This is a genomic window from Clostridium sp. C105KSO13, assembly GCF_001517425.1.
Classification (GTDB): Bacteria; Bacillota; Clostridia; order Lachnospirales; family Lachnospiraceae; genus Muricomes.
The window spans coordinates 55,448-78,422 of sequence record NZ_FBWL01000161.1; the positions used below are offsets into that span (position 1 = coordinate 55,448).

At 43.3% G+C, this 22,975-nt stretch carries 17 protein-coding genes, 2 pseudogenes and 1 CRISPR repeat array (1 of these 20 only partly in view); of the genes and pseudogenes, 4 read left to right on the forward strand and 15 right to left on the reverse strand.

The window, feature by feature from the left end:
* Window positions 1-16: 16 nt before the first annotated feature.
* The 5 genes from BN3456_RS07275 to BN3456_RS07295 form a co-directional block, all read right to left on the reverse strand.
* The gene (locus BN3456_RS07275; protein ID WP_089983476.1) at window positions 17-613 is read right to left on the reverse strand and encodes a VanZ family protein; all 597 of its coding nucleotides are present in this window, start codon (window positions 611-613) and stop codon (window positions 17-19) included.
* An 85-nt stretch (window positions 614-698) separates the two neighbouring features.
* Window positions 699-5,105 carry a hypothetical protein gene (locus BN3456_RS07280; RefSeq protein ID WP_089983477.1) on the reverse strand — a complete coding sequence of 1,469 codons (4,407 nt, stop codon included), beginning with the start codon at window positions 5,103-5,105 and terminating at the stop codon, window positions 699-701.
* Entirely contained in the window at window positions 5,098-5,814 is a 717-nt protein-coding gene (locus tag BN3456_RS07285; protein ID WP_089983478.1) for a DUF6063 family protein, read from the reverse strand. The genes BN3456_RS07280 and BN3456_RS07285 overlap by 8 nt, the downstream gene beginning before the upstream one ends.
* A 21-nt stretch (window positions 5,815-5,835) precedes the next feature.
* A complete protein-coding gene (locus tag BN3456_RS07290) occupies window positions 5,836-7,467 on the reverse strand; it encodes a hypothetical protein (protein WP_089983495.1) in 1,632 nt (543 codons plus the stop codon).
* Window positions 7,468-7,485: 18 nt separating this feature from the next.
* On the reverse strand, window positions 7,486-8,484 hold the full coding sequence (locus BN3456_RS07295) for a Wadjet anti-phage system protein JetD domain-containing protein (protein ID WP_089983479.1): 999 nt from the start codon (window positions 8,482-8,484) through the stop codon (window positions 7,486-7,488).
* Between the two features lie 231 nt (window positions 8,485-8,715).
* Here BN3456_RS07295 and BN3456_RS07300 point away from each other — a divergent pair, with 231 nt between their 5' ends.
* Window positions 8,716-8,985 (forward strand): FeoA family protein, encoded by a 270-nt coding sequence (locus BN3456_RS07300; protein WP_089983496.1) that lies wholly within the window; start codon window positions 8,716-8,718, stop codon window positions 8,983-8,985.
* The gene (gene feoB / locus BN3456_RS07305; protein WP_089983480.1) at window positions 8,963-10,945 is read left to right on the forward strand and encodes a ferrous iron transport protein B; all 1,983 of its coding nucleotides are present in this window, start codon (window positions 8,963-8,965) and stop codon (window positions 10,943-10,945) included. The genes BN3456_RS07300 and feoB overlap by 23 nt, the downstream gene beginning before the upstream one ends.
* A gap of 15 nt (window positions 10,946-10,960) precedes the next feature.
* Here feoB and BN3456_RS07310 read toward each other — a convergent pair whose 3' ends face one another.
* Window positions 10,961-12,310, reverse strand: a complete 1,350-nt coding sequence (locus BN3456_RS07310) for an MATE family efflux transporter (protein WP_089983481.1) — start codon at window positions 12,308-12,310, stop codon at window positions 10,961-10,963.
* Window positions 12,311-12,677: 367 nt separating this feature from the next.
* Here BN3456_RS07310 and BN3456_RS07315 point away from each other — a divergent pair, with 367 nt between their 5' ends.
* Together BN3456_RS07315 and BN3456_RS07320 are read left to right on the forward strand one after the other, a co-directional pair.
* A complete protein-coding gene (locus BN3456_RS07315; protein WP_089983482.1) occupies window positions 12,678-13,046 on the forward strand; it encodes a demethoxyubiquinone hydroxylase family protein in 369 nt (122 codons plus the stop codon).
* 36 nt (window positions 13,047-13,082) lie between these two features.
* Entirely contained in the window at window positions 13,083-13,898 is an 816-nt protein-coding gene (locus BN3456_RS07320) for a family 1 encapsulin nanocompartment shell protein (protein ID WP_089983483.1), read from the forward strand.
* Between the two features lie 403 nt (window positions 13,899-14,301).
* Here the strand turns inward: BN3456_RS07320 and BN3456_RS07325 are convergent.
* From BN3456_RS07325 to BN3456_RS07375, 9 genes and pseudogenes are all read right to left on the reverse strand, one after another.
* Window positions 14,302-14,898, reverse strand: a pseudogene (locus tag BN3456_RS07325) (IS256 family transposase); the annotation flags it as partial.
* A gap of 170 nt (window positions 14,899-15,068) precedes the next feature.
* Window positions 15,069-15,392, reverse strand: coding sequence for a DUF6618 family protein (locus BN3456_RS07330; protein WP_089983484.1), 324 nt, complete (start codon window positions 15,390-15,392; stop codon window positions 15,069-15,071).
* A 10-nt stretch (window positions 15,393-15,402) separates the two neighbouring features.
* Complete coding sequence (locus BN3456_RS07335; RefSeq protein WP_242862827.1) at window positions 15,403-16,209, reverse strand: ExeA family protein; 807 nt, start codon at window positions 16,207-16,209, stop codon at window positions 15,403-15,405.
* Window positions 16,206-16,739 carry an integrase core domain-containing protein gene (locus BN3456_RS07340; RefSeq protein ID WP_347457969.1) on the reverse strand — a complete coding sequence of 178 codons (534 nt, stop codon included), beginning with the start codon at window positions 16,737-16,739 and terminating at the stop codon, window positions 16,206-16,208. Before BN3456_RS07340 ends, BN3456_RS07335 begins: the two co-directional genes overlap by 4 nt.
* 148 nt (window positions 16,740-16,887) lie before the next feature.
* Complete coding sequence (locus BN3456_RS07345) at window positions 16,888-17,931, reverse strand: tyrosine-type recombinase/integrase (RefSeq protein WP_089983485.1); 1,044 nt, start codon at window positions 17,929-17,931, stop codon at window positions 16,888-16,890.
* Window positions 17,921-18,877 (reverse strand): tyrosine-type recombinase/integrase, encoded by a 957-nt coding sequence (locus BN3456_RS07350; RefSeq protein ID WP_089983486.1) that lies wholly within the window; start codon window positions 18,875-18,877, stop codon window positions 17,921-17,923. The genes BN3456_RS07345 and BN3456_RS07350 overlap by 11 nt, the downstream gene beginning before the upstream one ends.
* On the reverse strand, window positions 18,870-20,105 hold the full coding sequence (locus tag BN3456_RS07355; protein WP_089983487.1) for a tyrosine-type recombinase/integrase: 1,236 nt from the start codon (window positions 20,103-20,105) through the stop codon (window positions 18,870-18,872). Before BN3456_RS07355 ends, BN3456_RS07350 begins: the two co-directional genes overlap by 8 nt.
* 100 nt (window positions 20,106-20,205) lie before the next feature.
* Window positions 20,206-20,928: a helix-turn-helix domain-containing protein gene (locus BN3456_RS07360; protein ID WP_347457971.1), complete on the reverse strand. Its 723-nt coding sequence runs from the start codon at window positions 20,926-20,928 to the stop codon at window positions 20,206-20,208.
* A 790-nt stretch (window positions 20,929-21,718) separates the two neighbouring features.
* Window positions 21,719-22,350, reverse strand: a pseudogene (locus tag BN3456_RS07375) (transposase); the annotation flags it as partial.
* A gap of 124 nt (window positions 22,351-22,474) precedes the next feature.
* Window positions 22,475-22,975: direct repeats of the CRISPR family, unit length 33 nt; unit sequence GTTTCAATCCACTTCCTCCAAGCGGAGGAAGAC (it continues 5,848 nt past the right edge of the window).

Genomic DNA, 22,975 nt, shown 5'->3' on the forward strand with positions numbered 1-22,975 from the left:
CCCTATTCTCCTATTATTAATATTCTTCCCATCTTCCGTGTGTGCTCCCCGTTCTTCTATGGCGTGCTCTCTGCTTCCCACGCTGTATCTTCCTTTCTAAACGCCGTTTATCACGTTCCATTATCCTTGCAGGGGCAAGCGCTGTCCAGCAAAGAATACGTACAACCATAATCCCTAGGAAAACACCAATGCTGTCAATACCTACATCTTTGACCGAAGGACCGCGCCCCTCCACAAAGGACTGGTGGTATTCATCCCCACAGGCAAATCCCACACATATCAGACCCGCAACCAGCACCAGTCCAAAGCCTCGGAGTCCATACACGTAAAAAGGAAGCCCTACTGTCATTGCCAGAATAAAATATTCCGTCATATGTGCCGCCTTCCTCACCGGATATTCTATTCTTTGTGCAACTTCATCGATCTCCCAGTCCTCCAGGTTCTTATCTAACACCTCATTGCCGACCTCCAAAAGCTTGTGGCTTACAGTATAGCTCAAGTTCCCGGAGTCCATGCCAGATTGAGCAGAAAAGCTGAAAATCACATACATCATGATAACCGCAGGAAGAAAAGACAACGGCTTTAATATAAACAAAATGAGCTTCTTAAACATCTCATATCACATCCTTTTCTGAAGTAAATATTTTATTCCCGCGAGCAAAGCGCCAAATGGAAATGCCTGCATTTCTATTTGGCGACTAAAATACCAGCTCCTGCTGTTCCATCACCTCTATCTGAGAAACCACCATAGTCTCCGGGTCATCTCCTCTAAGGTGATCTGCTCTCAGGTACTGCATGCCGTTTCTTAAGGATGCAGCCATCAGATTCAGTATATAAATATTGTCAAACCGATTGTAGATAGACTCTCCACCGAGACCCGTCAGGCAGATAAGCTGAGTATTGGTCTTATCTGCCATATCCATCAGCGGTTTCAGCAGATGGGACGCATTTGTCTGGGCAAAGGGATTGTCCATGAGCAGAACTTTTCCCTCATTTCTGTCTGCGAAAATATCGGTGTCGTCCTTTCTCATATAGTACAACAGACTGGACAAGATGACAAATGCAGATAAAAATCCCTCGCCCCCTGAATTCCGCGCCACTTCTGCCCATGTAATTGGAAATTCTCTCTGTTCCTCGATTTTATAAAGCCGAATCTGTATAGTTCCCACTCCGATTACCGCATCGTAGAGATTTCTGGTTGTAATATGGGTTCCAAAATATTCCTGGGCATTTTCGTTTTTCTCAAAAAGCTCAATTCCCTTTTTCGTAACCTCCTCTATAAAGTCCTGCAGACGCATCTGATACAGATTTTCATTTTCCTCCCACTCGGGGAGCTGAATTTTCAGCATCTTTACAGGGCGTTCACGAATTGTAATTGTAGAGTTGTGATCTATTTTTCCCAGATTCTGATGAACCTCTCTGATATATTCCTCCATCAGCTCCACAATCTTTTTCTGTTCCTTTTCCACTAGGGAAATGTCCACTTCCAGTTTCTCCATCAGGCTATCATAGGACTGTAGGGTGGTAGAAAGCTGACGCAGAACCTGACAAGCATCCCCTGTGAGCTCCAGCATGGACTCCAATGGCTTTTTATAAAACTCTTCCTGAAACCGCTCCATACGCACAATTCGGTTTAAAACCTGAATCAATCTTTCTTTTGTCTCCTGTCTCTCTCGTATATCCTGATTATAATCTCGGATTAAAATTCCCTTGAAATTGCGCAGGTTACGGCTGTCCATCTCGGCAAAATTCTGCTCCCACACAACTTCCTCCCCGGGAGGCAGTTCATTATATTCTGCCAGTGCCGTCAGATTCTCATCATAGCTCTGCAGATGGGATTTCAGACAGTCCTCCTGTTTTTGAATCTCTGTTTTCTGATAACGAAGCTGATTTTTTCTGGCATCAAAATCCTGATCCTGTATCTCTGCTCTGGACAGGGGCTCCTCCTCTCCGCATTCACTCTTTATTTGTTTCAGCCTGTCGTCCCTCTGCTGAGAAAGAACAGCAATCTGCTTGTCCTCTTCATTCCAAAGTGTTTTCTTCACTTCCAGCTTCTTTTTTCTATCTTCCAGCAGAACTTCCCTGTGGGTTTCCTCTTTCCGTTCATAGTGGATATCTTCCCAGTCCCCCGGCTTAAGATGATATTTTTCTCTCAGATGCTCCAGTTCATCCTGTGCCTCTTCAAATCTTCTAACGGCCCTTTGCTCCTGATCCTCCAGATCTTGTAGTTCCTGGGACATGCTGGACGTAATAGCCCCATAGCGTGCCTCCGCAGCCGCCACATCCTGCTGGGTCAGGTCTTCTTGTATCTCTGTCTCTTCGTATCTCTGATACTTCTGGCAGCGCTCACCAAGAGCACTGCCTTCTCTCTCCAGCTGATCCTGCTCTGCTTCCAGCTCTCTTTGTCTCTCCTGCTGCCGCTCCAGCTGAACTTGTGCTAATTTCTGATTCTCCTGCTGCCGCTTAATATCCCTGCGGCATTTCTCCAGGGATTCCCGATTCCGTTCATAGCTTTTATATGCTTCACACAGCTGCCTGTAGTCTTCCATTCTCCGGTTTTGATGAAAAATATCCTGCTCCGCCTTTTGAATGGCCTTCTCCAGATGCTCCAGTTCTGCCTTCAGTTCCGCCAGATCAGAAGACACCTTTCTGACATCTTCATCCAGCTTGACCAGCTGCATGCCCAGTTCTTTTATCGCCTCTTCATTTGCTATAAACTTATCCAGACTGACTTGCTGATTTTTAATAGTCTCCCGGCGTTCAAAATATTCCTCATATTCTGATTGACGGATTGCAATTGCCTCTTTCTTCCTCTGGATCTGCTGTTCCTTTTCCAGCACCAGGGAACGCAGCTTTTCTTCATTCAACAGATTTTCATTGAACAGTACATAGAAACTGACATCGGGAAAATGAAGAATACCTGCAGCATCCTTATTCTGCTTCTGTTCCAGATTTTCCCTTACAATAATAGGAATGGGAAATGAAGTATAAACAGCACCCGGGCTTTGAGTCAGTTTTTTCATCTCCTGCTCTGATAAAATTAGAGCATAAGGGAGAAACGGATGACTGCGGACCAGTTCCTGATTCTCTTTTTCTGTGTATCCGTTTTTCTGCAGCCACTCCATACCATAAATCACGTGGATTCCCATGTTTTGAAGCTCTGTTTCAAATTCTTTCGGAAGGTCCAGAACCTTTCCTTGAGTAAGGCTCTGATACTCCTTTTGCAGCACGTCCTCCTCTTTCTCCAGATTTCTCCGCAAAGATGCTATTTCTGTCAGCTTTCTTTCAGAAGTGCGGATGATTTTTTCCGTATCATAGAGTGACTTCTCGTCCAACTCCAGGTAAGTCATAATCACCCTGCGCTTTTCTAGCTCCCGGTTATATTTAGATTGCAGTTTCTCCTCCTGCTCTTTCTCAAGCTTTTTTTCTATCTGCTCTCTCCCCAGATCTGCAAGAGTTCGCTCCAGCCCTCTCTGCTGATTTTGAGAACTCTCGAATTGCCTTTTCTTCCGCAGCTTTTCTCTGTTCTCTTCCTCCAGCGCCTTTTCATATGCTTCACGGCGTATCTCCAGAGTCCCCGGCTCGTAGGTGCCTAAAATATTGCGTACAAGGTCTTCTTTGTAAAGTGTATTATAATGTTCCTCCTGGCTGCCGTAGGACTCCACTTTACTTTGCAGGGCCCCTTCAGCTGCCATTTTCTGCCGAATGTCCTCTTCCAGTTTGAAAATCTTTTCTTTCTCTGTACTGATGTGATCCAAAATCTGTCGGTGATGTGTCTTCTTTTCCTGTCTTAGCTCTTTATTTTTCTCCAGGGCAATCCCATAATAACTCTTCAGCCTGTACCCTAATTGGTTTCTCTCCGGCTCCAGATCTTCATCTTTCTTCCGAGAAACTTCCAGCTTTTGACGCACCAGCAGAAGTTCACTCTCTTCCTCTTTCGTCAGTTCCTGTTGCTTTGCACACAACAGCAAATGGAGATATCTTTCTATCCCTGCTGCCTCCCGTTCAAGCTCTTCCTGCTCCATCTCAATCATATCCCGATTACTGACATGAAAGCTCTGTTCTTCCTCCAGATGATGAACCTCACTGGAAAGTTTCTCGTATTCCACCCGAGAGACTTTGCGGCTCACTTCTTGCAGCTGTTCCCGGACATCTTGGTATGCGGCTTCTGTATCGCTTCGAAGCCCGTTCAGCTCCCGGATAAAATAGGCAATCCTGTTCTCCTGTCCCAACCTTTTTCGGTCAGCTTCGCGGTAGAGTTCAGCCTTTTCCTGAATACGAAGTGCCTCTTCTTTAAATGCCCGAATCGTATCCCGGCGTTTGATTTTGCTCTGATTGTCTTTATACTGACCGACGTATTTCTCTACAATCTTCTGAAATTCTTTCATCCGGTTCTTATCTTTATTCAGCTTGCTTTCCACCGCATCCAGAAACCATTTCTCTACCAGTCCCCGCTCATCTTTACAGTCGGCAAATAAATCTGAAAGACCGGACTCCTTCAGATTCACTTTCTTGATGATGGTCTCCCACTCTTTGTCGTTAATCTGGTATTCTTTCAGCTTCTCAAAATACTGCCTGGATTGAGCCCCATTGTTCATATCATAATAAAAAAAGTTCATAGAGCGGTCTTTTTTATAAGACTCAAACATCTGCCGGCAGGCCGCAAAATTTTTCAGTATGATTTCTTTCTTTCCCTTTTCTACAACCGGCAGATGATGTATATCCTGAAGACAGGGCTCTTGATATTCACTGATAATATTCACCATTTCCAGATTGTCTCCCCTTGTGTCTTCCGCATCCTGGCTCCGCCGTACCATCATTCCGGTAAGCACATAGCCCGCTCCCTGATCCAGAACCCACTCCACCAGAATGAAGGATGGTTTATTTGTTGTGAAATAACTCTCAAAAGGGCGGTCTTTCGCGTCACGGTACCTTTTGTGGACGAAGGGTGCCGTTATCATCTGAACCAGCACAGACTTCCCCCCACCATTTCGCAGGGAAAGCAGAGTGCTCTCTCCGTTTAAATGAAATGTCTCATCACTGATACGGATTGCATTGTTATTGTAATTGATATTAATCAGCCTAACACCGTTTATTTTACTCATTATCCTTTACCCCCAATACCTGCATGATCCTCTGATAATTGTTTTGATTCAGGAGGTTCCAGTCCATGAAATTGTCCAATTTCTTTGTTGTCTTAATCATTTCATCCTGTTCCACATATTCAATCAGGCCCTGCTTCTGTAAAAAAATTAAAATATGATGAAGAAACCCCTCTTTTGTTGTACGGGCACGGGATCCTCTTTCGTCGGAGCGCAGTGCCTCATAGGCTTCAAGCATGTTGGAAAAGGCGATTTCTTCCCGCTCCTCTCCCTCCTCACCTAAATTCTCTGCGCCTTCCTTCAGCCGGCTGGAAATGCAGTTTTGAAGTTCTCCCACGCGAATATACTCCCGGGCCTTGCTGCTGCCCCCCTGCCCATCAAAGAACTCCACAAGAAGCGTGAGTATGGCAAACTGAGACAGGTAATAATCTTTGTCCGTCGCATTCGATTTGCAAAGTGCTGCTTTGAGCTGAGCCTTAGAGAAACCCAGTGTATTGTTTTCTTCATGGGGAATGAGATAAACTACATTTCCATACCGCTCAATGTCGCTCTGGGCAGCCTCCCCCTGAGACTTCACCAGATTTTGAATGGCCTCCTGCTCCGTATAAGCCTTGTAGAGATGGTGTTCCTCTTCCTCCCGCAGCTCATGGTGCTCCAGAAGATAATAAAATATTTCCTGGCTCGTCCTGATTTCTTCTATTTCATATGCCATATTCTTTTTCCTTTCCCTATCCTACAGTACCCTGATCAGCACATTAGAACAGCGAATAGTCTTCCTATCTCCATTTTCATTTAAAACATTCTTAAAAGTAACTGTGCCACCGTCAGGCATACGATATGTTTCAATCCTGCGTACAGCATTTCCGTCGGACAAAGTGATCTCCTTTCTCGGATCATCCTCTATCAACTTCAGCAGCATTTCGTTGAGCTGAAATTCGCCTGGAGTATCTTGTATATATTCACTTCTCTCTTTCTTTAATGCCTCAATATCAATCTCCCGATTCTTAATCAACTCAACCATAACTTCTTTAAACACTTCTACATTCGGTATCAGCCTATCTTTATCACCAGGAATACCTTCCACCTGCCGGCCGATTTCCTCCAGTGAAATTTCTCCGTTTACACATGCACTTTTCAATAAATACCCAAGGCTGTTCTCGTAGCGTTTTAACTTCTCTTTAAGTTTCTGATCCTGCTGAGCCTGCCATGCCTCTGCATCAAAATCCAGTTCTTCCTGTGTATCTTCCTCTTCGCTTTTTCTCATCGGCTTTTGGTACTGAAATGCTTTATTTAAATTATACACCTTCTCTGCATCCTGATTAAATAGTGGACGCAAGAAGTAATCCAGATGTTCCAAAGCTTTAGGATGTTCCAATATTTTATCATACAATTTTGTGCGCAGAGGAAATCGTCTGATGAGAGACATCTGTGTCAGATTTTCCAGTTCCTTTGTGTATAAAGCCTTCAAATCAAAATGATTGTTTAGTATTTTCTGGTGTTCATCTATGGCACGATTCAGGTAACTTTCAATTATACGAAGGTGATTCAGCTTCTCTTCATCTTTCTCACTGAGCCGTTTTACATTGATGTTTTCTTCCTCCAGCTCCCTCGCCCGGCTTCTTACCATTTCCCGATAATTCTGAAACTTCTGCTGTGTGTCTCCGATAGTTTCCAAATTCTCTGTCAGAACTTCCTCATAATCTCGCACTGAGTAATCCAGAGCATTGCGCCGTATCTTTCCCATGGCCTCCTGAATCTTCTGCAGCTGAATCCGCAGCAGATTAAAAACATTTTTAATCTCATCCACTGCTTTATCATAGCTCTGCTTTTCAAGGTGCATTTGAAAGATCATCTCGTGGATGGTCAGTTTCATATTATTCTCAATCTCCAATGTTCCGAGGAGAAGATTGTACCCGTCATCGGTCAGATAATAAGACGTGCGTTTTACTTCTTGTTCTACATAAACAATCTTGTTCGCCACGTAACTGATATGCATGATTTGATATGCATCCTGTTCAAAATTAAATCCGTCAAAATGCATGACCCTTCCGTCATTGGAAAGAATGACATTGACAATAAAGTCCCCCAGCTGCCTGCAGTCCTCATAATTCATATCTTTATGCCAGTACTGCACATTAATCGTATCTATGTAGGCGCCAATATCGTCCATTGTACAATTCTCTTCCTTCAGAGACTGCTCCATAATATACAGCATCACTGCAAATATGAGATTGAGCTGCTCATCCGAGGTTGAAAATCCGTACTGCTTCCAGGTAGTCTTCTGTACACTGTTTTGAATCAGAACCGCATATAGCCCCACATTTTTCATTCTTTTGGGAAAATGTTTTAAAAATTCATACTGCATAACTTTCATGTCCTCTTTTTAAAAGTCCGTAATATTCAAAATCTCCTGGGGAATATACTTACCCTGCTCCAGGATTTTCTTCATTTTCTCCACCTCTTCTGTTGAAAAGTAGGGAAAAAATTTGTTCTGTATATTACGGTTCTGCCTTTCTTTCGTATCGGGAAGCTGTTTCATTGAATCTTCCTTCTTCGCCGCTGCTGATTTTTCCAGCATCGCCCTGTAAGCAGATACAAACGGAATAATCTCCCACCTGTCATGAAACATCTCCGCCAGGCTTTCATAAATACCGATGCCCTCATAATCAAGATCCCCAAAATAGTAAATTTTGTTTTGGTTTTCCTTCATATAAGGTTCCACACAAAGATCAAAGTCTCGGAAGGAACGAAGAATTCCTTTCCCCGCACCATAAATTAAGGTTCCTATCGGGGTGTCCAGTATAGAGTTACTTCCCTCCAGTAAATGCCGCCGCATACTGTAAAAAGTATCTTTGTTCTCCAGAATCAGTAGATTTTGAGGAGTACTTCTGGTGTGTGAGTAATAAGCCAGAGGTTCCGTAGTTCCATATATATTAAGGACCTGCAAATCCAGCCCGCACCGATTTAAAATGTGTCTTCCCTGTTCCCTCGTTAAGAACTTTTCCCGCCTCCAAATTTCAAAGCTTCTCTCGTTGGCCGATTCCTGAACCTTTAGTTTTTCTTTCCAATTCTTCAAATAATCATTGAGCATCAGCACCCAGGGCCTGTCCCGCTCATAAACATCCGGATGAGATAAATAATAATCTACAGAAATCACCGGCAATAACCGGTACTTTAGTTCATCCTCCAGCTCCCCGTAATCCTTCTTCTTTTCCAAAACCCAATACCCGCGGAAGAGAGCCGGCTTCTTGCCATTCGTTCCCGCCGCCTTTAAAGGTTTGATCTTTCCTGTACTTATGAGCTCCATAATATAGCTATACTGTTCATTATAAGACAAATTTTGCTGATGCAAAAGGAGTTTTTCTAGAGAAATACGTTTCATAACCAGTAAACCTTTCTTTATCTAAAGATAAAAAAAGTATAGCATATACAGGTAAAAAGAGCCATCCCTCTATTGAAGTACGACCCAGGAATTTTATATAAACACGGTTATTTTCTGTAACACATTAACTCCGTTTTAATACTATAAAATAAGGGACTCCTGCTGAGAGCCAAACTACAATGGGATTTGCGTCTTTCAGCAAAGAACATCCATAATAGGGAGGCGATACTTATAAAAGAGAATTTCTGTTTAAACGATATACATCCAGGAGAAAAAGCCATTATCAGAGAACTTAAAAATACAGGAAGCATACGCAGGCGTCTTCTTGATATCGGCCTGGTCAAGGGCACAGAGGTGGAATGTGTAGGAAGAAGTCCTGCCGGAGATCCCAGCGCATTTCTTATACGCGGTGCGGTTATTGCCATACGCTCCGAAGACTGCCAGGATATTAAAATTCATATGCCGGAAGGAGTATCAGATGGAAAGCGCAACGGAGCCTAGTTCAGTAGGTATAGTAAATAAAGAGGACTCCTGTGCTATAGCGCGACAACGGATCATCGCTATAGCAGGGAATCCAAATGTTGGAAAGAGTACACTGTTCAATAATCTTACCGGTATGCATCAGCACACCGGTAACTGGCCGGGAAAGACTGTATCAAATGCCGAAGGATATTGCAAAACTAAAAAGTATTCCTACAAAATGGTGGATATTCCGGGAACCTACTCACTGATGGCACATTCTTTAGAGGAGGAAGTAGCCCGTGATTTTCTGCAGTCAGGTAAAGCAGATGCCGTCATAGTAGTCTGTGATGCCGCATGTCTGGAGCGAAACCTGAATCTTGTACTTCAGACAATGGAGATTATGGAGAATGTGATCGTATGCGTAAATATGCTAGATGAGGCTAAAAAGAAAGGAATACAGATCAAACTGGATATTCTGTCTAAAGAACTGGGTATACCTGTCATCGGGATGGTCGCCCGTGACGGAAAAGGTATCCGGCATCTGCTAAATACACTGGATAAAGTAATGGAGGAAGGTATCCGCAGCTATTTCTGCGAAAGCGACTGCGAAATTCCTCATTTAAAAGAAAAGCTGATTCAGTCAAGAAGCCGTTTGGCGAACAGCAGGATGGATGAAATACAACTTGAAGAGGAGGCCGTATCTGCCGTTATGAATACCGCCGAAAAGATATGTGACAATGCAGTGGTACATACAAATGAGCTGGAATACAGTAAAGATAGAAAATTAGACTATATACTCACCAGCAAACGCACAGGCTATCCGATTATGGCCATATTACTGCTGCTGATATTATGGATTACAATAGCAGGGGCAAATTACCCCTCACAAATGCTTGCCGCCGGACTGTTTAAGTTTCAGGACCTTTTGACAAAACTCTTCGAATATGTGAGCGCACCGGACTGGCTCCATGGGCTGCTGGTTATGGGGGCATTCCGGGTGCCGGCCTGGGTAGTATCCGTTATGCTTCCCCCGATGGCCATCTTTTTTCCACTGTTTACATTGCTGGAAGACGCCGGTTATCTGCCGCGCATTGCCTATAACCTGGATAAACCTTTTAAAAAGTGCTGTGCGTGTGGCAAACAGGCCCTCACATTATGTATGGGATTCGGATGTAATGCGGCAGGGGTGACAGGGTGCAGGATAATCGACTCTCCCAGAGAACGACTGATTGCAATACTGACAAACAGCCTTGTTCCCTGCAACGGACGCTTTCCTACTTTGATTGCAATTATAGCCATGTTCTTTGCAGGAACAGCAGGTGGTATAAAATCCTCCTTTTTATCATCTCTGCTTCTGACCGCATTTGTCCTACTGGGAGTCGGAATGACATTCCTTGTATCAGGGTTGTTGTCCAAAACAGTCCTTAAAGGGATGCCCTCCTCCTTTACTCTGGAGATGCCGCCCTACCGCAGGCCACAAATAGGGAGGGTGATCATCCGTTCCATTTTTGACAGAACACTGTTTGTACTGGGGCGGGCTGTTGCGGTGGCAATTCCTGCGGGAATATTCATCTGGGTCACAGCAAATATTTTCATAGGAGACCAGAGCCTGTTGACCCACTTTGCTTCTATTCTGGATCCTTTTGCAAAAATAATGGGGATGGATGGTGTAATTTTGCTTGCATTTATCCTGGGGCTTCCCGCAAATGAACTTGTGGTGCCGCTCATTATAATGATATACCTGGGACAGGGTGTTATTCCCGAGGCTGGAAACTTTGCCGAAATGAAAACCCTGTTCGTAAGTCAAGGCTGGACGTGGGTCACAGCCATCTGCACTATGATTTTTACCCTCATGCACTGGCCCTGCTCCACCACACTTCTCACTATAAAAAAAGAGACCGGAAGCATAAAGTGGACCCTTGCAGCCTTGGCAATTCCCACCGCAGCGGGAATGATTTTATGCTTTGTGGTGGCACAGACAGCTCGGCTATTTATGTGACATTCTATAAATATATTAGCCTACCTCTTTTAAGGTAAAAATTGTTCTCCACTTTCCTGTGCGGTATTGCAAAAAGGAGATAATCCAGTTTACCAGCCAGCCAATGGGGACTGCATACCAGATTACCTGAATTCCAAATCGGGGAGCAAAGCTGACAGAAACAGCTACTCGAATAAAAAGATTTACCAGGTTTGCAATGGTAAACATCTTCATGTCACCTGCTCCCCTCAGCAATCCGTCCACAGTCATTTTGAATCCTATCAGGCAGAAAAACCATCCCATAAAAGTCAGGTAGTTCTCTCCTGTGGACATTGCAACCTCTGTGCCGTCTGCCCCCAGGAATAGAGAAATAATCTGTCTGTTAAAAAGTTCCAGTATCAGACAGATGGCAACAGCACAGGCAATCACCATTTTATTGGACACATGGTAGCCTTCAACCACCCGATCCTCCTTACGGGCACCGATATTCTGCGCTGTATAAGAAGATACCGCATTTCCTATTCCCATCATGGGCACAATACATATTGATTCCACCCGCATAGCCCCAGAGAACCCTGCAAGTGCCTCTGAACCAAAGCTGTTTACAACCGACTGAACCAGCATCATGCCGATAGAAACTGTGGACTGCTGCAAAATAGACGGCAGCGCTATTTTGGTCATAGTCAAAAGTTCTGTCTTATCAAACAACTTCTTATGCCCACACTCCAGTTTTCTTAGTTCTCTTATAAGAACAATACATGACAAAACTACTGAAATGCCCTGTGCAATCAAGGTGGCCCATGCAACCCCGGCAACTCCCATATCGAACTGTGTTACAAATATAACATCCAGCGCTATATTAAAAACAGATGAAAAAATAAGGAAGTACAAAGGTATCCTGGATTTTCCAAGAGCATTGAACATAGCCGACAGTACATTGTACATGAACAAAAAGGGGAGTCCCAGAAAATAGATATTCAAATACACTATTGCCATATCCAGAACATCAGCAGGCGTATTCAAAAGAATCATAATCTTCTTGCTGAACAACAGTCCGAATGCCGCTAAAAGCAGACTAATTAGCAAAAAGGAAATGAAAGATGTAAATACTGCAGTCTTCATTTTGTCATATTGCTTTGCTCCATAATATCTGCTTACAATAACTGATGCACCTATACCCCCACCTATTGCAATACAGATAAATATGTTTGTCAGGGAATAGGAAGCCCCTACTGCAGCCAGTGCCTTTTCACTGACAAACCTTCCTACAACAGCTGAGTCCGCCATTGTATAAGCCTGCTGAAACAAATTTCCTATGATGATAGGCAAAGCAAAAACAAACAATGCACTAAATGGTTTTTTCTGTACTAAGTAATCATTCTCCACGTCTTTCTTCCTCCAATATTTCTAAACTACCTCTTATAATACACCATTATGCAAAAAAAAATAAATGATTCTATTTTTAGGAGGGCAGGCCTGCACATTGAGATGTGAACATTTCTGCCCTCTTAAATAGTCACAATAAGTTTTCAGACATATTTAGATACGATCCTATTTTTACTCTCAAATCGAACGTTGACACGCAAAAATATTGATGATAAAATTAATTTAATTCAAATTGATAATTATTGTCACCTTAATGCGAAAACATTTACATAACAATATTTAATCGTTTGCAATGAATTACAGATAGTTTCCCTCAAATATAAATGAGGAAACCATAGATTATTTTTTATTAAAGGAGGAGAATTATATGCCAGCTTTTGCAAATCCCTTTCAAGGGAATGTTGACCGCAAAATGAACATGGACGAATTAATTCAGGCAATACGCCTGAACATCGCAGGTGAGTTGGAGGCTATCTATCTATACGATGCACATGTACAGGCTACAGACAACGAGATAGCCAAAACAGTCATCGCAGATATCCGTGATGAGGAGAAGGCTCATGTAGGGGAACTGATGACATTACTGAGAACACTCGACCCCAAAGAAGCCGAGTTGTTTGAATCTGGGGAAGAAGAAGTTCGAGAGATGCTGGAAGACCTGGGAATTTCTGTTTCTACAGAAAAAGCTTCCAAGGATGACTCTCCTGCCGAGACAGTCGGCAGTCTGATTGATTAAACCCGATATCGCAAATGCAAAAAGGAGGTTTTAGACATGAGTTATTTATCGAGAGAAGCAGCCCCTTTTTCTGAGGGACTCTGGACACAAATTGATACTGCTGTAGTAAAAACAGCGCGCAATTCACTAGTCGGCAGACGTTTTCTACACGTTTTCGGACCACTCGGGGTGGGCGTACAAACTGTTCCGGTGGACGACGCCGATGCCATTGAAGAAGTAGAAAAAGACGGCTTTGTCACAACAAACGGCAGAAGTTTTACAGAAATCCCTCTTATTTTTGAGGACTTTACGCTGCTGGCCAGAGATCTTGAAAGTACTAAGAAAGCTGGGTTTCCAACAGATCTCTCAAGAGCCAGGAAAGCTGCTGAAGCTTGTGCTCTTAAAGAAGACAAGCTGATTTTCTGGGGAAGTAAAGAGGCAGGATATGAAGGTCTGCTTACAACCCCAGGCACACAAAAAGTAGAGAAGCAGGACTGGAGTTCCGGTGAGAATGCCTTTACCGATATTGCTGCAGGAATCACTGCTCTGACCGAAAAGGGCTTTTATGGTACCTATTCTCTGGCATTAAGCCTTGATCTCTATATGCAGCTGCAGAGAATACAGCCCGGAACCGGCTTGCTTGAAGTTGACCGCATATCAAAAATGTTGGACGGACACATCTACCCGGCCCGTGCTTTGGGACAGGGAAAAGCGGTATTGGTTGCTTCCGATGAGATGAATATGGATCTTGTAGTCGGACAGGACATGGCAGCAGCTTACCTGGAACAGGTAAATTTAAATCACAACATCCGGGTACTGGAGACAGTGCTGCCGCGGTTCAAGAGGAAAGAAGCTATTGTTGTTTTTAAATAATGACAGGAATAGAAAAATAAAATTAAAAAGTGCCTTTGGCACTTCAACTCCCCTGCCCCTCAATCTTGAGGGGTTAGGGGAGGGCGTAAATTTTTCTGTGTCTGGCAAGTCAAGAACTGCCTGATTTGAATTAAATATGTATTGGTTTTGATGTCGATTTAACTCGAAATTCCTTTGTCGAATTATATTTCTATCTATAGTATTACCGCATCTGAAAATTTTATACCTTTTTTCGAAAAAATTTCATAGCAAATAAGACATCTATATTTGTTTTTTCGTGGGCTCTGCCCACACCCGGCCTCAAGTATAAATTATGAGTGCTCTGGGTATACTATAGATGCCGAAAGTATAAAAGTTGCCGGCGGTCCTTTGCAAATATATTAGGCCGCTGGCTCCTCTCTGATTACAGGTACGGTTGAATCCGCTCTGGGTACAAAATCATCAGCTGGCTTAAAACCATATCCCAGTTGCGGTATATTTGGGTCCATTTCTTCATGATATTCTGGGCGGCCATATACAGCATCTTCTCCAGCGATGCATCTGTCGGAAATGCACTCTTGGTTTTGGTTACCTTCCGGAACTGGCGGTTAACAGATTCCACAATGTTCGTCGTATACATTATCCTTCTTATATCATCGCTAAATTCAAAGAATGGCCTTACATTTTCCCAGTTCATCTCCCAATTACTGATTGCGTATGGATATTTCTTTCCCCATGTTTCCTTTACTTCTGCAAGGGCTTGTAACGAGGATTCTTCCGTTGGAGCCTTATATACAGCTTTAAAATCGGCGGCAAATTTCTTGCGATCCTTATAAGACAGGTACTGGAAAGAGTTACGCAGCATATGGATAATGCATCTCTGTACCACTGCCTGCGGATATACGGCTGCAATCGCCTCCTCAAAGCCTGGCAAGCCATCCACACAGAAGAATAGGACGTCCTTCAGCCCTCTGTTCTTCAGGTTGTTAAGCATTCCCAACCAAAATTTTGAGGATTCATTTGCTGTTGTTTTTCAAATTAGATGATGCAGCTTTTTTCAGATTAAATGAAGCAACAGTTGCATAGTTCAAAGAGGGGAATGCAGATTGTAAGGAGTCGATTCATCACTTTATTTCTTCCCCCAAAGTATTCATGCAGATTAAAAGAGAGTGAGAAGCCCCACCCTCTGATTTATGTATAGTCATGTTTGGACAGTTCAACCAGCGCATCTACGATACTTATAGCATCTACCTGAGATATGTCCGGATATACCGTTGTGAGACGCTCAAGATTCCAGAAACGGTCGGACAGTTCAGCAAGTTCCGTACCAATCCCCCAATTAGGGACATAGAGAAATTTACCGTAGCTATGGACACCAATAAGCGTATGAAATGTGCTCCCCCGAGCGCTGATGTTAACTTCAATGTAGGTAGAGCGATTCAGAAAGGTGATTTCACCATTCCAGCTTGATGGATTCATATACTTTGTACCATGACATTTATAAGAAAGACCCATACAAACCCTCCTAACCGAGTTCACAGTCATTGACAGCCTTCATCACAATGTCTGTTGTAATGAGATCTGCCTTATTGCTGTCACCAATGAGCATGCTTGCATTGCAGTACTTGTTTATCAGTCTCGGGGTGCCATCGGCCGCATTTAGGATTGCCTCAATAGCAGCGTCTTCAAAAATAGTCTGATTACAGCCGGCACCCTTCAGCTTTTCTTGGATATAGTAACGTCCTTCCTCTTTCGTAGTGCCCTCAAGGTTATAATTCATCACAATACGTTGCTTAAGTGGTTCGTGTATCCCGAGTCCCAGGGTAGAATTAAGCTTTGGGAGCCCGGCCAGGAGAACAGCTGCGCGGTCACGGGAATCCATTTCAAAGTTAAAAAGAATCTTCAGGTCGTTGAGGATGACATTATTGATATAGTTGGCTTCATCGATGATGATCACAGGGGTCTTACGTTTTTCTATAGAAAGACGGATGATCTCTTCCTGAATGATGCGAAAGTTTGCAGGTTTTTGAAAAGCCGGTTCAGCACCCAGTTCCTGCACCAGATTCCGATAGAAATCATTTGGGATCAAAGTGGAAAGACCGGTATATATGACCCGATACAAAGAAGGATTAAGATTGGAAGCCCAGCTGCGTATGGCGGTAGTCTTACCACGCCCGGGACTGCCTGTAAGGAGCCCAAAGCCTTTGGTTTTAGCAAGATAATCCAACCGAAACAAGGTTTCTGTATATTCAGCTGTGTCAACGAGAATCTCTTTGGAATTCTTTATAAACGGGTTGAATTCCAGACCGTATCTTGTAAAGTAATCCATCATTCTTCACCTCTGCATAAATGTATTTTTTCACGTTTGATGAGCGCGTTTTCGGTTTTATTGAGAAAACGTATAGGGGTAAGGGTTCCATCGGTCTCAACAACGAATATATCCTTGAGGTCAGGCGAGTAACGTAAGCGGATACGCTGCTTGGCAAATCGACAGTCGACTTCATACTCGATCTGATCGATCACTATGACACAGTCAACGGAAACACGTCTGGTGATCTCTAAAAGGAAATTGTGTTCAATCTCTTCCCCAGACAGCCTGCGGATGTGATCTGGTTCCGAAAAGAATCGGTCCTGAGGGGACAATCCGTTTAAGGAAGAGTGCAGGGATTGGTTATAAACTTGGACATATGCAAAAAGGTTTCCTCTCAGTTCATCCAGAGAGTGGAAATCCCGGATATCCAAAGAGGACATCCACTGACTTTTGAGCGTCCTGAACCATCTCTCGATTTTTGCTTTTTGAGTTGGCGTATAGGGTTGGTCATAATGCACCACGGAACCTATGCGGGCAGCCAGGAGTTCCATCTGCTTATTCTTATAAGCAGATCCGTTATCAAAGCTATTCCGATACCGGAATAGCTTTGATTATACCGATGTTTTAACTATACCGAAGTTTTGCGCATAGCCTTGGTTTCACTGGGCTTATGCACAAAAACTTCGGAATAGTCTAGCGTCAGAGTCTGTATATCGTCTTCAGGATTTCTTTATCATTCCATTTCTTTCCCTCTGCGGATGTATTCTTATTTGCGGCATCCATTGATTTTGCAAGTGTATCAAGAGTGGCAAATGCATAGAAACCTGATGTTGTTGACATATCCTCGTGCCCTAATAGCTGCTGGATATGGGAAAGCGGCATGCCATTTTTGTATAGGTCCATGGCCCTGGTCTTCCTTATCATATGGCAGTGTGGTCTGTCTGGCATTTCTACTCCATTTTCCAGACATATATCAGAGTATTTTTTGATCATACCTTCAACTGTATCATTTGATATACGATGCTTCTGACCGTAAGTCGTGGTATAAAATAGTGGCAGTTCATGATTACCTTCAGGATGGAATTCGCTGAAATATCTTTTGAGATGCAGGACGGTCTTTTCCATCAGGGGAATATTTCTGTATTTACGCCCCTTTCCAAAGATTGTCATATAAGGGACATCAGCAGCAAGGTGTATCTGGTTGAAGGTTGCTTCTAAAAGCTCTGATATCCTGGCTGCTGTATCATAATAAAGTACCAGCATCATCTGATTTCTCCGGCCAGTTCTGTTTCTGATCTCAGGAGCCAAAAGCAGAGCTTTCATTTGTTTGTTTTCAAAGTACTTAATAGGTTTATCCCTGACCTTTACTCCTTTTACTGTACATGCTTCAAGATACACTGACATAAGGTCGGTGCTGAATTCATATCCGGCATATTCAAGCAGTGAATGTATTGCCGTGATTCTCAGGTTGCAGGTCTTTTCCGCATATTTTTTTGTGTTGAGCATCCAGTCGAGAAACGATTTGACATTACCCCTGCCGAAATCTCCAAATGTTATATCCTCACGCCTGATCATCTTTTCAGCTTCGAGATAGTCAATATATTTGTTCAGGCTGTCCCTGTATGCAGAAACCGTATTGGGGCTTGCTTTCCTGATGTCAGGAAGCTGGTGTGTTATAAACTCTTTTGCCGTACTCCAGAATACGCTGCTGTCATTCGCCGCATTTTTGTTCTTATTCTTCATCTGGCACCTCCGGGAGTATATCTTCAAGAGATTTTGACATTTCTCTGAAGGTGGGAAAGAACTCAGGAACAAAACGAAAGTAGTACAGGGTCTCGCTTACATTCTGATGTCCCATATAGCGCATGAGATAAGCAAGCATGACATTTATGTCAAGCCCCTCTGCCGCCCATCTGTTCAGATTTGCCCACGCCAGATGATGCCGGAAATCATATGCCCTGGGACGGGTTGTCATATTAAAATCAGGATATGCCTTTTTCCAGAACCTTCTGAAGTTGCCTGATATCATTCCACTGCCATAACAACTGTTCCCATGTGGGAAATAATACTTTCTGTCCGGAAACAGCAAGCTTATTCTGGCATTATATTCATTAAGATATTCCGCTAATTCCTGACTGATGAATATGCGCCGGCACTTAGGCCCTTTTGACTGAAGCACATCTATATAGAGAGCCTCTGAGTGTACGTTGCCACTTTCAAGAGTCCTTGCTTCCTTACATCTGAGTCCACAGCAATAGATGAGCCTGAAAATAGCAGGAAGAACGATTTCCCTGCCCTTAAAGCTGCCATGTGGTTCTACTTCATCAAGCTTCTCAAAAAATGCCGATATCTCGTCCTCCGCGAAAAAATATGGGGCCTCCGGGACAGGCTGGCTGGCTGTTTTAGGTGGGATCACATATGTGTTCTCGTAACCGTGGATGAAAAGATAATTACTAAATTCACGCAGGGTACTTATCATACCATATAAAGTGCCCGGGGCACCCGAAAGGCTGCCAAGATATTTGTCTGTCAAGCACTTTTCGGGATAAATAATATCAGGGCTTACTTTCTCGGCGTAATCAACATACCTGTTCAACAGGTACTGCTGTGAATCATAAACATACCCTGTTGACTTCTTATATACGATAAAATCGTTTGCCAACTGGCGGAGTTTTTTACTGCTATCCATTGTGCCTGCCCCCTTTCGGAAGAGGGAGCGTACACTCAGCTAGCTTCGCATCATCTGTAGTGATATAGATCATTACACTATTCGGGTTTCCATGCCCAAGCACCTCAGAAATCACAGGAAGTGGAACCCCATTTCTAAGCATTCTTGATGCAGCACTGTGCCTTGTTATCCTTGAACCATATATCCGCCCCTTGGATTCTATATCTGCATCATTTACCACGTTGAAAAGAACTTTTCTTATTCCCGCATGGCTCATGAGCGGCGAAAATGGTGCATTGCTTCTCAAAAATACAAAGTCTGACTCTGATGCCGGCCTTTCATTAAGCAGGTAATCAACCAAGGCATTCCCGATTGTTTCAGAAAGTGGTATATTATATACACGGTCTGTCTTTTGCTGAACGATATGAATGGAATCGTGCTCCCAATCGATACTTGAAAGCCTAAGGTTACAGATATCGGCTGCACGCATGCCCGTTTCCAGTGCAATGATGGTAATCGCCTTATTTCTGAAAGAGAGAGCGTCTGCCTTGTCAAGGTACGCAAGAATCTGCCCGTATTCTTCATCGGAATAGATCTGCAGGATATCACGCTTTTTTGGCAGATGCCCTGGCAGCTCACAGAGAAATTTTCTGGTCTCGTCATGCATAGCAAGAAATATCCTGAGCCCAGGCATGTGTGAGCCAAGACTGGTTGCCTGATAACGCTCAGTGCATATGACAGCAATAAAAGTAATAACATTCCCATTCGCCATATCTGACAGTGATGCATACCCTTGATTTTCAAGATATTCGATAAAGTAATAAGTAAAGCGCCTGTACCCATCGACGGTATTAGGCTTAAGCTCCCGATTTCTAAGCTCTTCCAGATATGACTTGAAAGATCCTATAAGCTGTTCGGATTTAATAGGAAACTCAGCCGTTGGTAATGCGGGGGTCCAATCTACCACTCCATCCTTGAGATAGGATTCGATGAACTTAATACACCGTATGTATGCGCATGTCCTTTCATGATGATAGCGTTCTGTGTTTTCGGGTATTATGTGTGAATCATCCTCCATGAATGCCCGTCCAAGCTCCTCTGTGTAGCATTCTTCCCCCCTTCCCTTAGCTATCCGCTTCAATCTGTTGAATAGGACCCCGTAAAATTTTCTTGTTTTTTCTTTGAACCCGGCTGCTTCCATTCCTTTCAGAATTATATCAGTCAGTTCTGTTAACTTAGGCCTTTCCATGACATTTACCTCCTTTTTGAGGTAAGTATGTCAAGTAAAGCCAGATAAGGCAAGAGAAACTATTCCGAAGTTTTTGTGCATAAGCCCAGTGAAACCAAGGCTATGTGCAAAACTTCGGAATAGTTAAAACATCGGTATAATCAAAGTTAAAAATTTGTGGACGTCCATACTTTGCAACGGCAGATTTCATAACGGACATAAGGTTCACGAAGTTGTCGTGAAAGAAAACATCAATGCCTACGATAAAGCGGCTCGCATCATCAATGAGGGCAATGATATAAACCCTGCGTTTTTTTCCGTGCTTTGTTTTGAGGTAAGGTCCGACGCTGGAGTCCCCACACCAGACTTCATTGATGTGGGGGCGCTCATAACGACGCATATCCTGATTGGTAGTGGTCTTCATTTCAATGGAAAGAAGATTGACATAACGATTGATGGTGGATTCAGAGACATCTCCGTGTTTAATGCTGCCATTATCCTGCAGCTGTCTGAAAATGCCTGCGGCAGACATTCTTGGATAATTGCTTTTCAGATAACGTATCTGCTCCTGCAGTTGGTCATCTAACTTTCTTGGTTTTCCAAGGTCTGCCCTTCCCCTGGGCAACAGGGAATCAAAACCTTCCTTTAAATATCCACGGTACCATTTTTCAATGGTGCCTGGGGCGTAATGTTTGATTGTGCCATCTGGGGCAGTTGCCCCCTTAACAGAAGCTGCACGAAAGAAAGCCTCGAGGGAATCATAATCATCCTGAAGGCCTGTGATGAGCGGCGCGATAGTCGAGTAGCGCATCAGAGCAATACTCTGCATTTTTTCCTGATCCATAAATGGGTCCTCCTTAGTTTTTTCTTAAGTATAAGGAGAATTGGAAAGGATGTCGTGTCAGGTTATGTGGTATCTGCAAAAAGAAGATTAGAGATCCTTCTAATCTGCATGAATTGTCTTTTACAGGTTTTAAAGCACTGCGAAACTAATGAGTCAGAAGGGGAAAGCGTAATCCTTTCTGAAAGTAGCTTTTCCTTCCAATAAAGGAGATACTGACGGATGATATACCTGCAGTTGCTTTCGGTAATGGAGTTGTTGGTTTCCATGACGGAGGTTTGTGGCATCTGCGCTTCGTAGGCAGATATGATGTCAACCTGAGCACTTAAGGAGTGCTGAGAGTATGGCACAAACGATGATAAAAGAAGTGCATGAGTGTGTTCACAGGATTCGCAGATCACGCGGCAGATCCGAAAACGGAGCTTATCTTCAGAGACCTTTACATAACGATCATAATAGCCATGGATAGAAAGACAGCCAGCTTGTCCGCAAGGGCAAGTCAAGCGGTGAAATTGAAGTTTAGAAATAAGGTCATTGTAAAAATCTGGAGTTATAGGATTGTATTCTTCAACTTTTAGGGTTATCATAGTGTAGTAAAGAGTTATGGACTTGTCCATGACTGTATTGCAAAAGCAGGAATCCAAACTTTGGTAGGGGAGGTTCCTGCTTTTTATTTTTAGTGACCAGACTATAATAACAAAAGGTATAGGATAAAACAATCTGATGTATGATGTGCCAGATTAATTTATTCTATACCTTTTTCTAATTTGACAAAAAATTAGAAAAACAGAAGCAGATAAAACAACGATTTACAATTTGCACCGACTGTAATGCTCAGGATGTCCTTGGTTCCATCCAACTGAACTCCAAGCGCAACATAGGCAGCCTTCTTTACAATACGTCCCTCATCCCTGCAGGAATAGTGTATGGCATCTAGGAAACAGAAAGTATAAATCGGCTCCAGAGGACGTGTCTGCCATTCCTTTACATTCGGGAGGATTTTATCTGTGATCTTGCTGACCATATCGGCAGAGAGCTGTATTCCATACAGATCCTCGATCTGGTCATGGATATCTCTGGTACTCATGCCACGGGCATATAGGGAAATAATTTTTTTCTCTATCCCGGAAACATCCCGCTGATGCTTCTGAACAATCTGTGGTTCGAATTCTCCATTTCGGTCTCTTGGAATTTCGCCATACTGACTCTTTACCATTTTAGGTGAATAGCCGTTCCGTTTGTTGGTAGTGATGATGTCATCTTTTGCATTTTGGGATAGCCGATGGAAACATCCATTTCTGCTTCCAAAAGCTTTTGCAACATATCCTTGAAACTTTCACGAAATAATTCGTAAACATCAGATACGCTGTTAATGTCATTTTCTGAAATAATTTGTCTTAATTGCTCCCTTGCAATAGCCAGAATAGGCTCCTCTCTGATAAGAATATTCATATTTAATTCTTTCCAGATTGGATCCATTTATTACCGAAGACACAAAATTTATGACACTACCAAACTTGTATCAGCCCATTACTACTGCTAACACAGCCTTTCAATCCACTTCCTCCAAGCGGAGGAAGACATCCTTTTTAGGATCAGTAATTGAATCCAGAATACTTCAATCCACTTCCTCCAAGCGGAGGAAGACCATGCAAAAACCAGGAAGCCACATTATATCATCAGTTTCAATCCACTTCCTCCAAGCGGAGGAAGACCATCGTATACTCGGAAATTCCCTTTGGCATCTGCGTTTCAATCCACTTCCTCCAAGCGGAGGAAGACTATTGACTACCTGCCTAACAATTTTATCAGCATGTTTCAATCCACTTCCTCCAAGCGGAGGAAGACAACAACAGACGCTCTTATGAACCAGGAGGAAAATGTTTCAATCCACTTCCTCCAAGCGGAGGAAGACATTGGTGGTGGTAGACAAGACTTGGGTGGAAGGAGTTTCAATCCACTTCCTCCAAGCGGAGGAAGACATGTACAGATGGTGCGGACTTCCATTTTGCTTACTGTTTCAATCCACTTCCTCCAAGCGGAGGAAGAC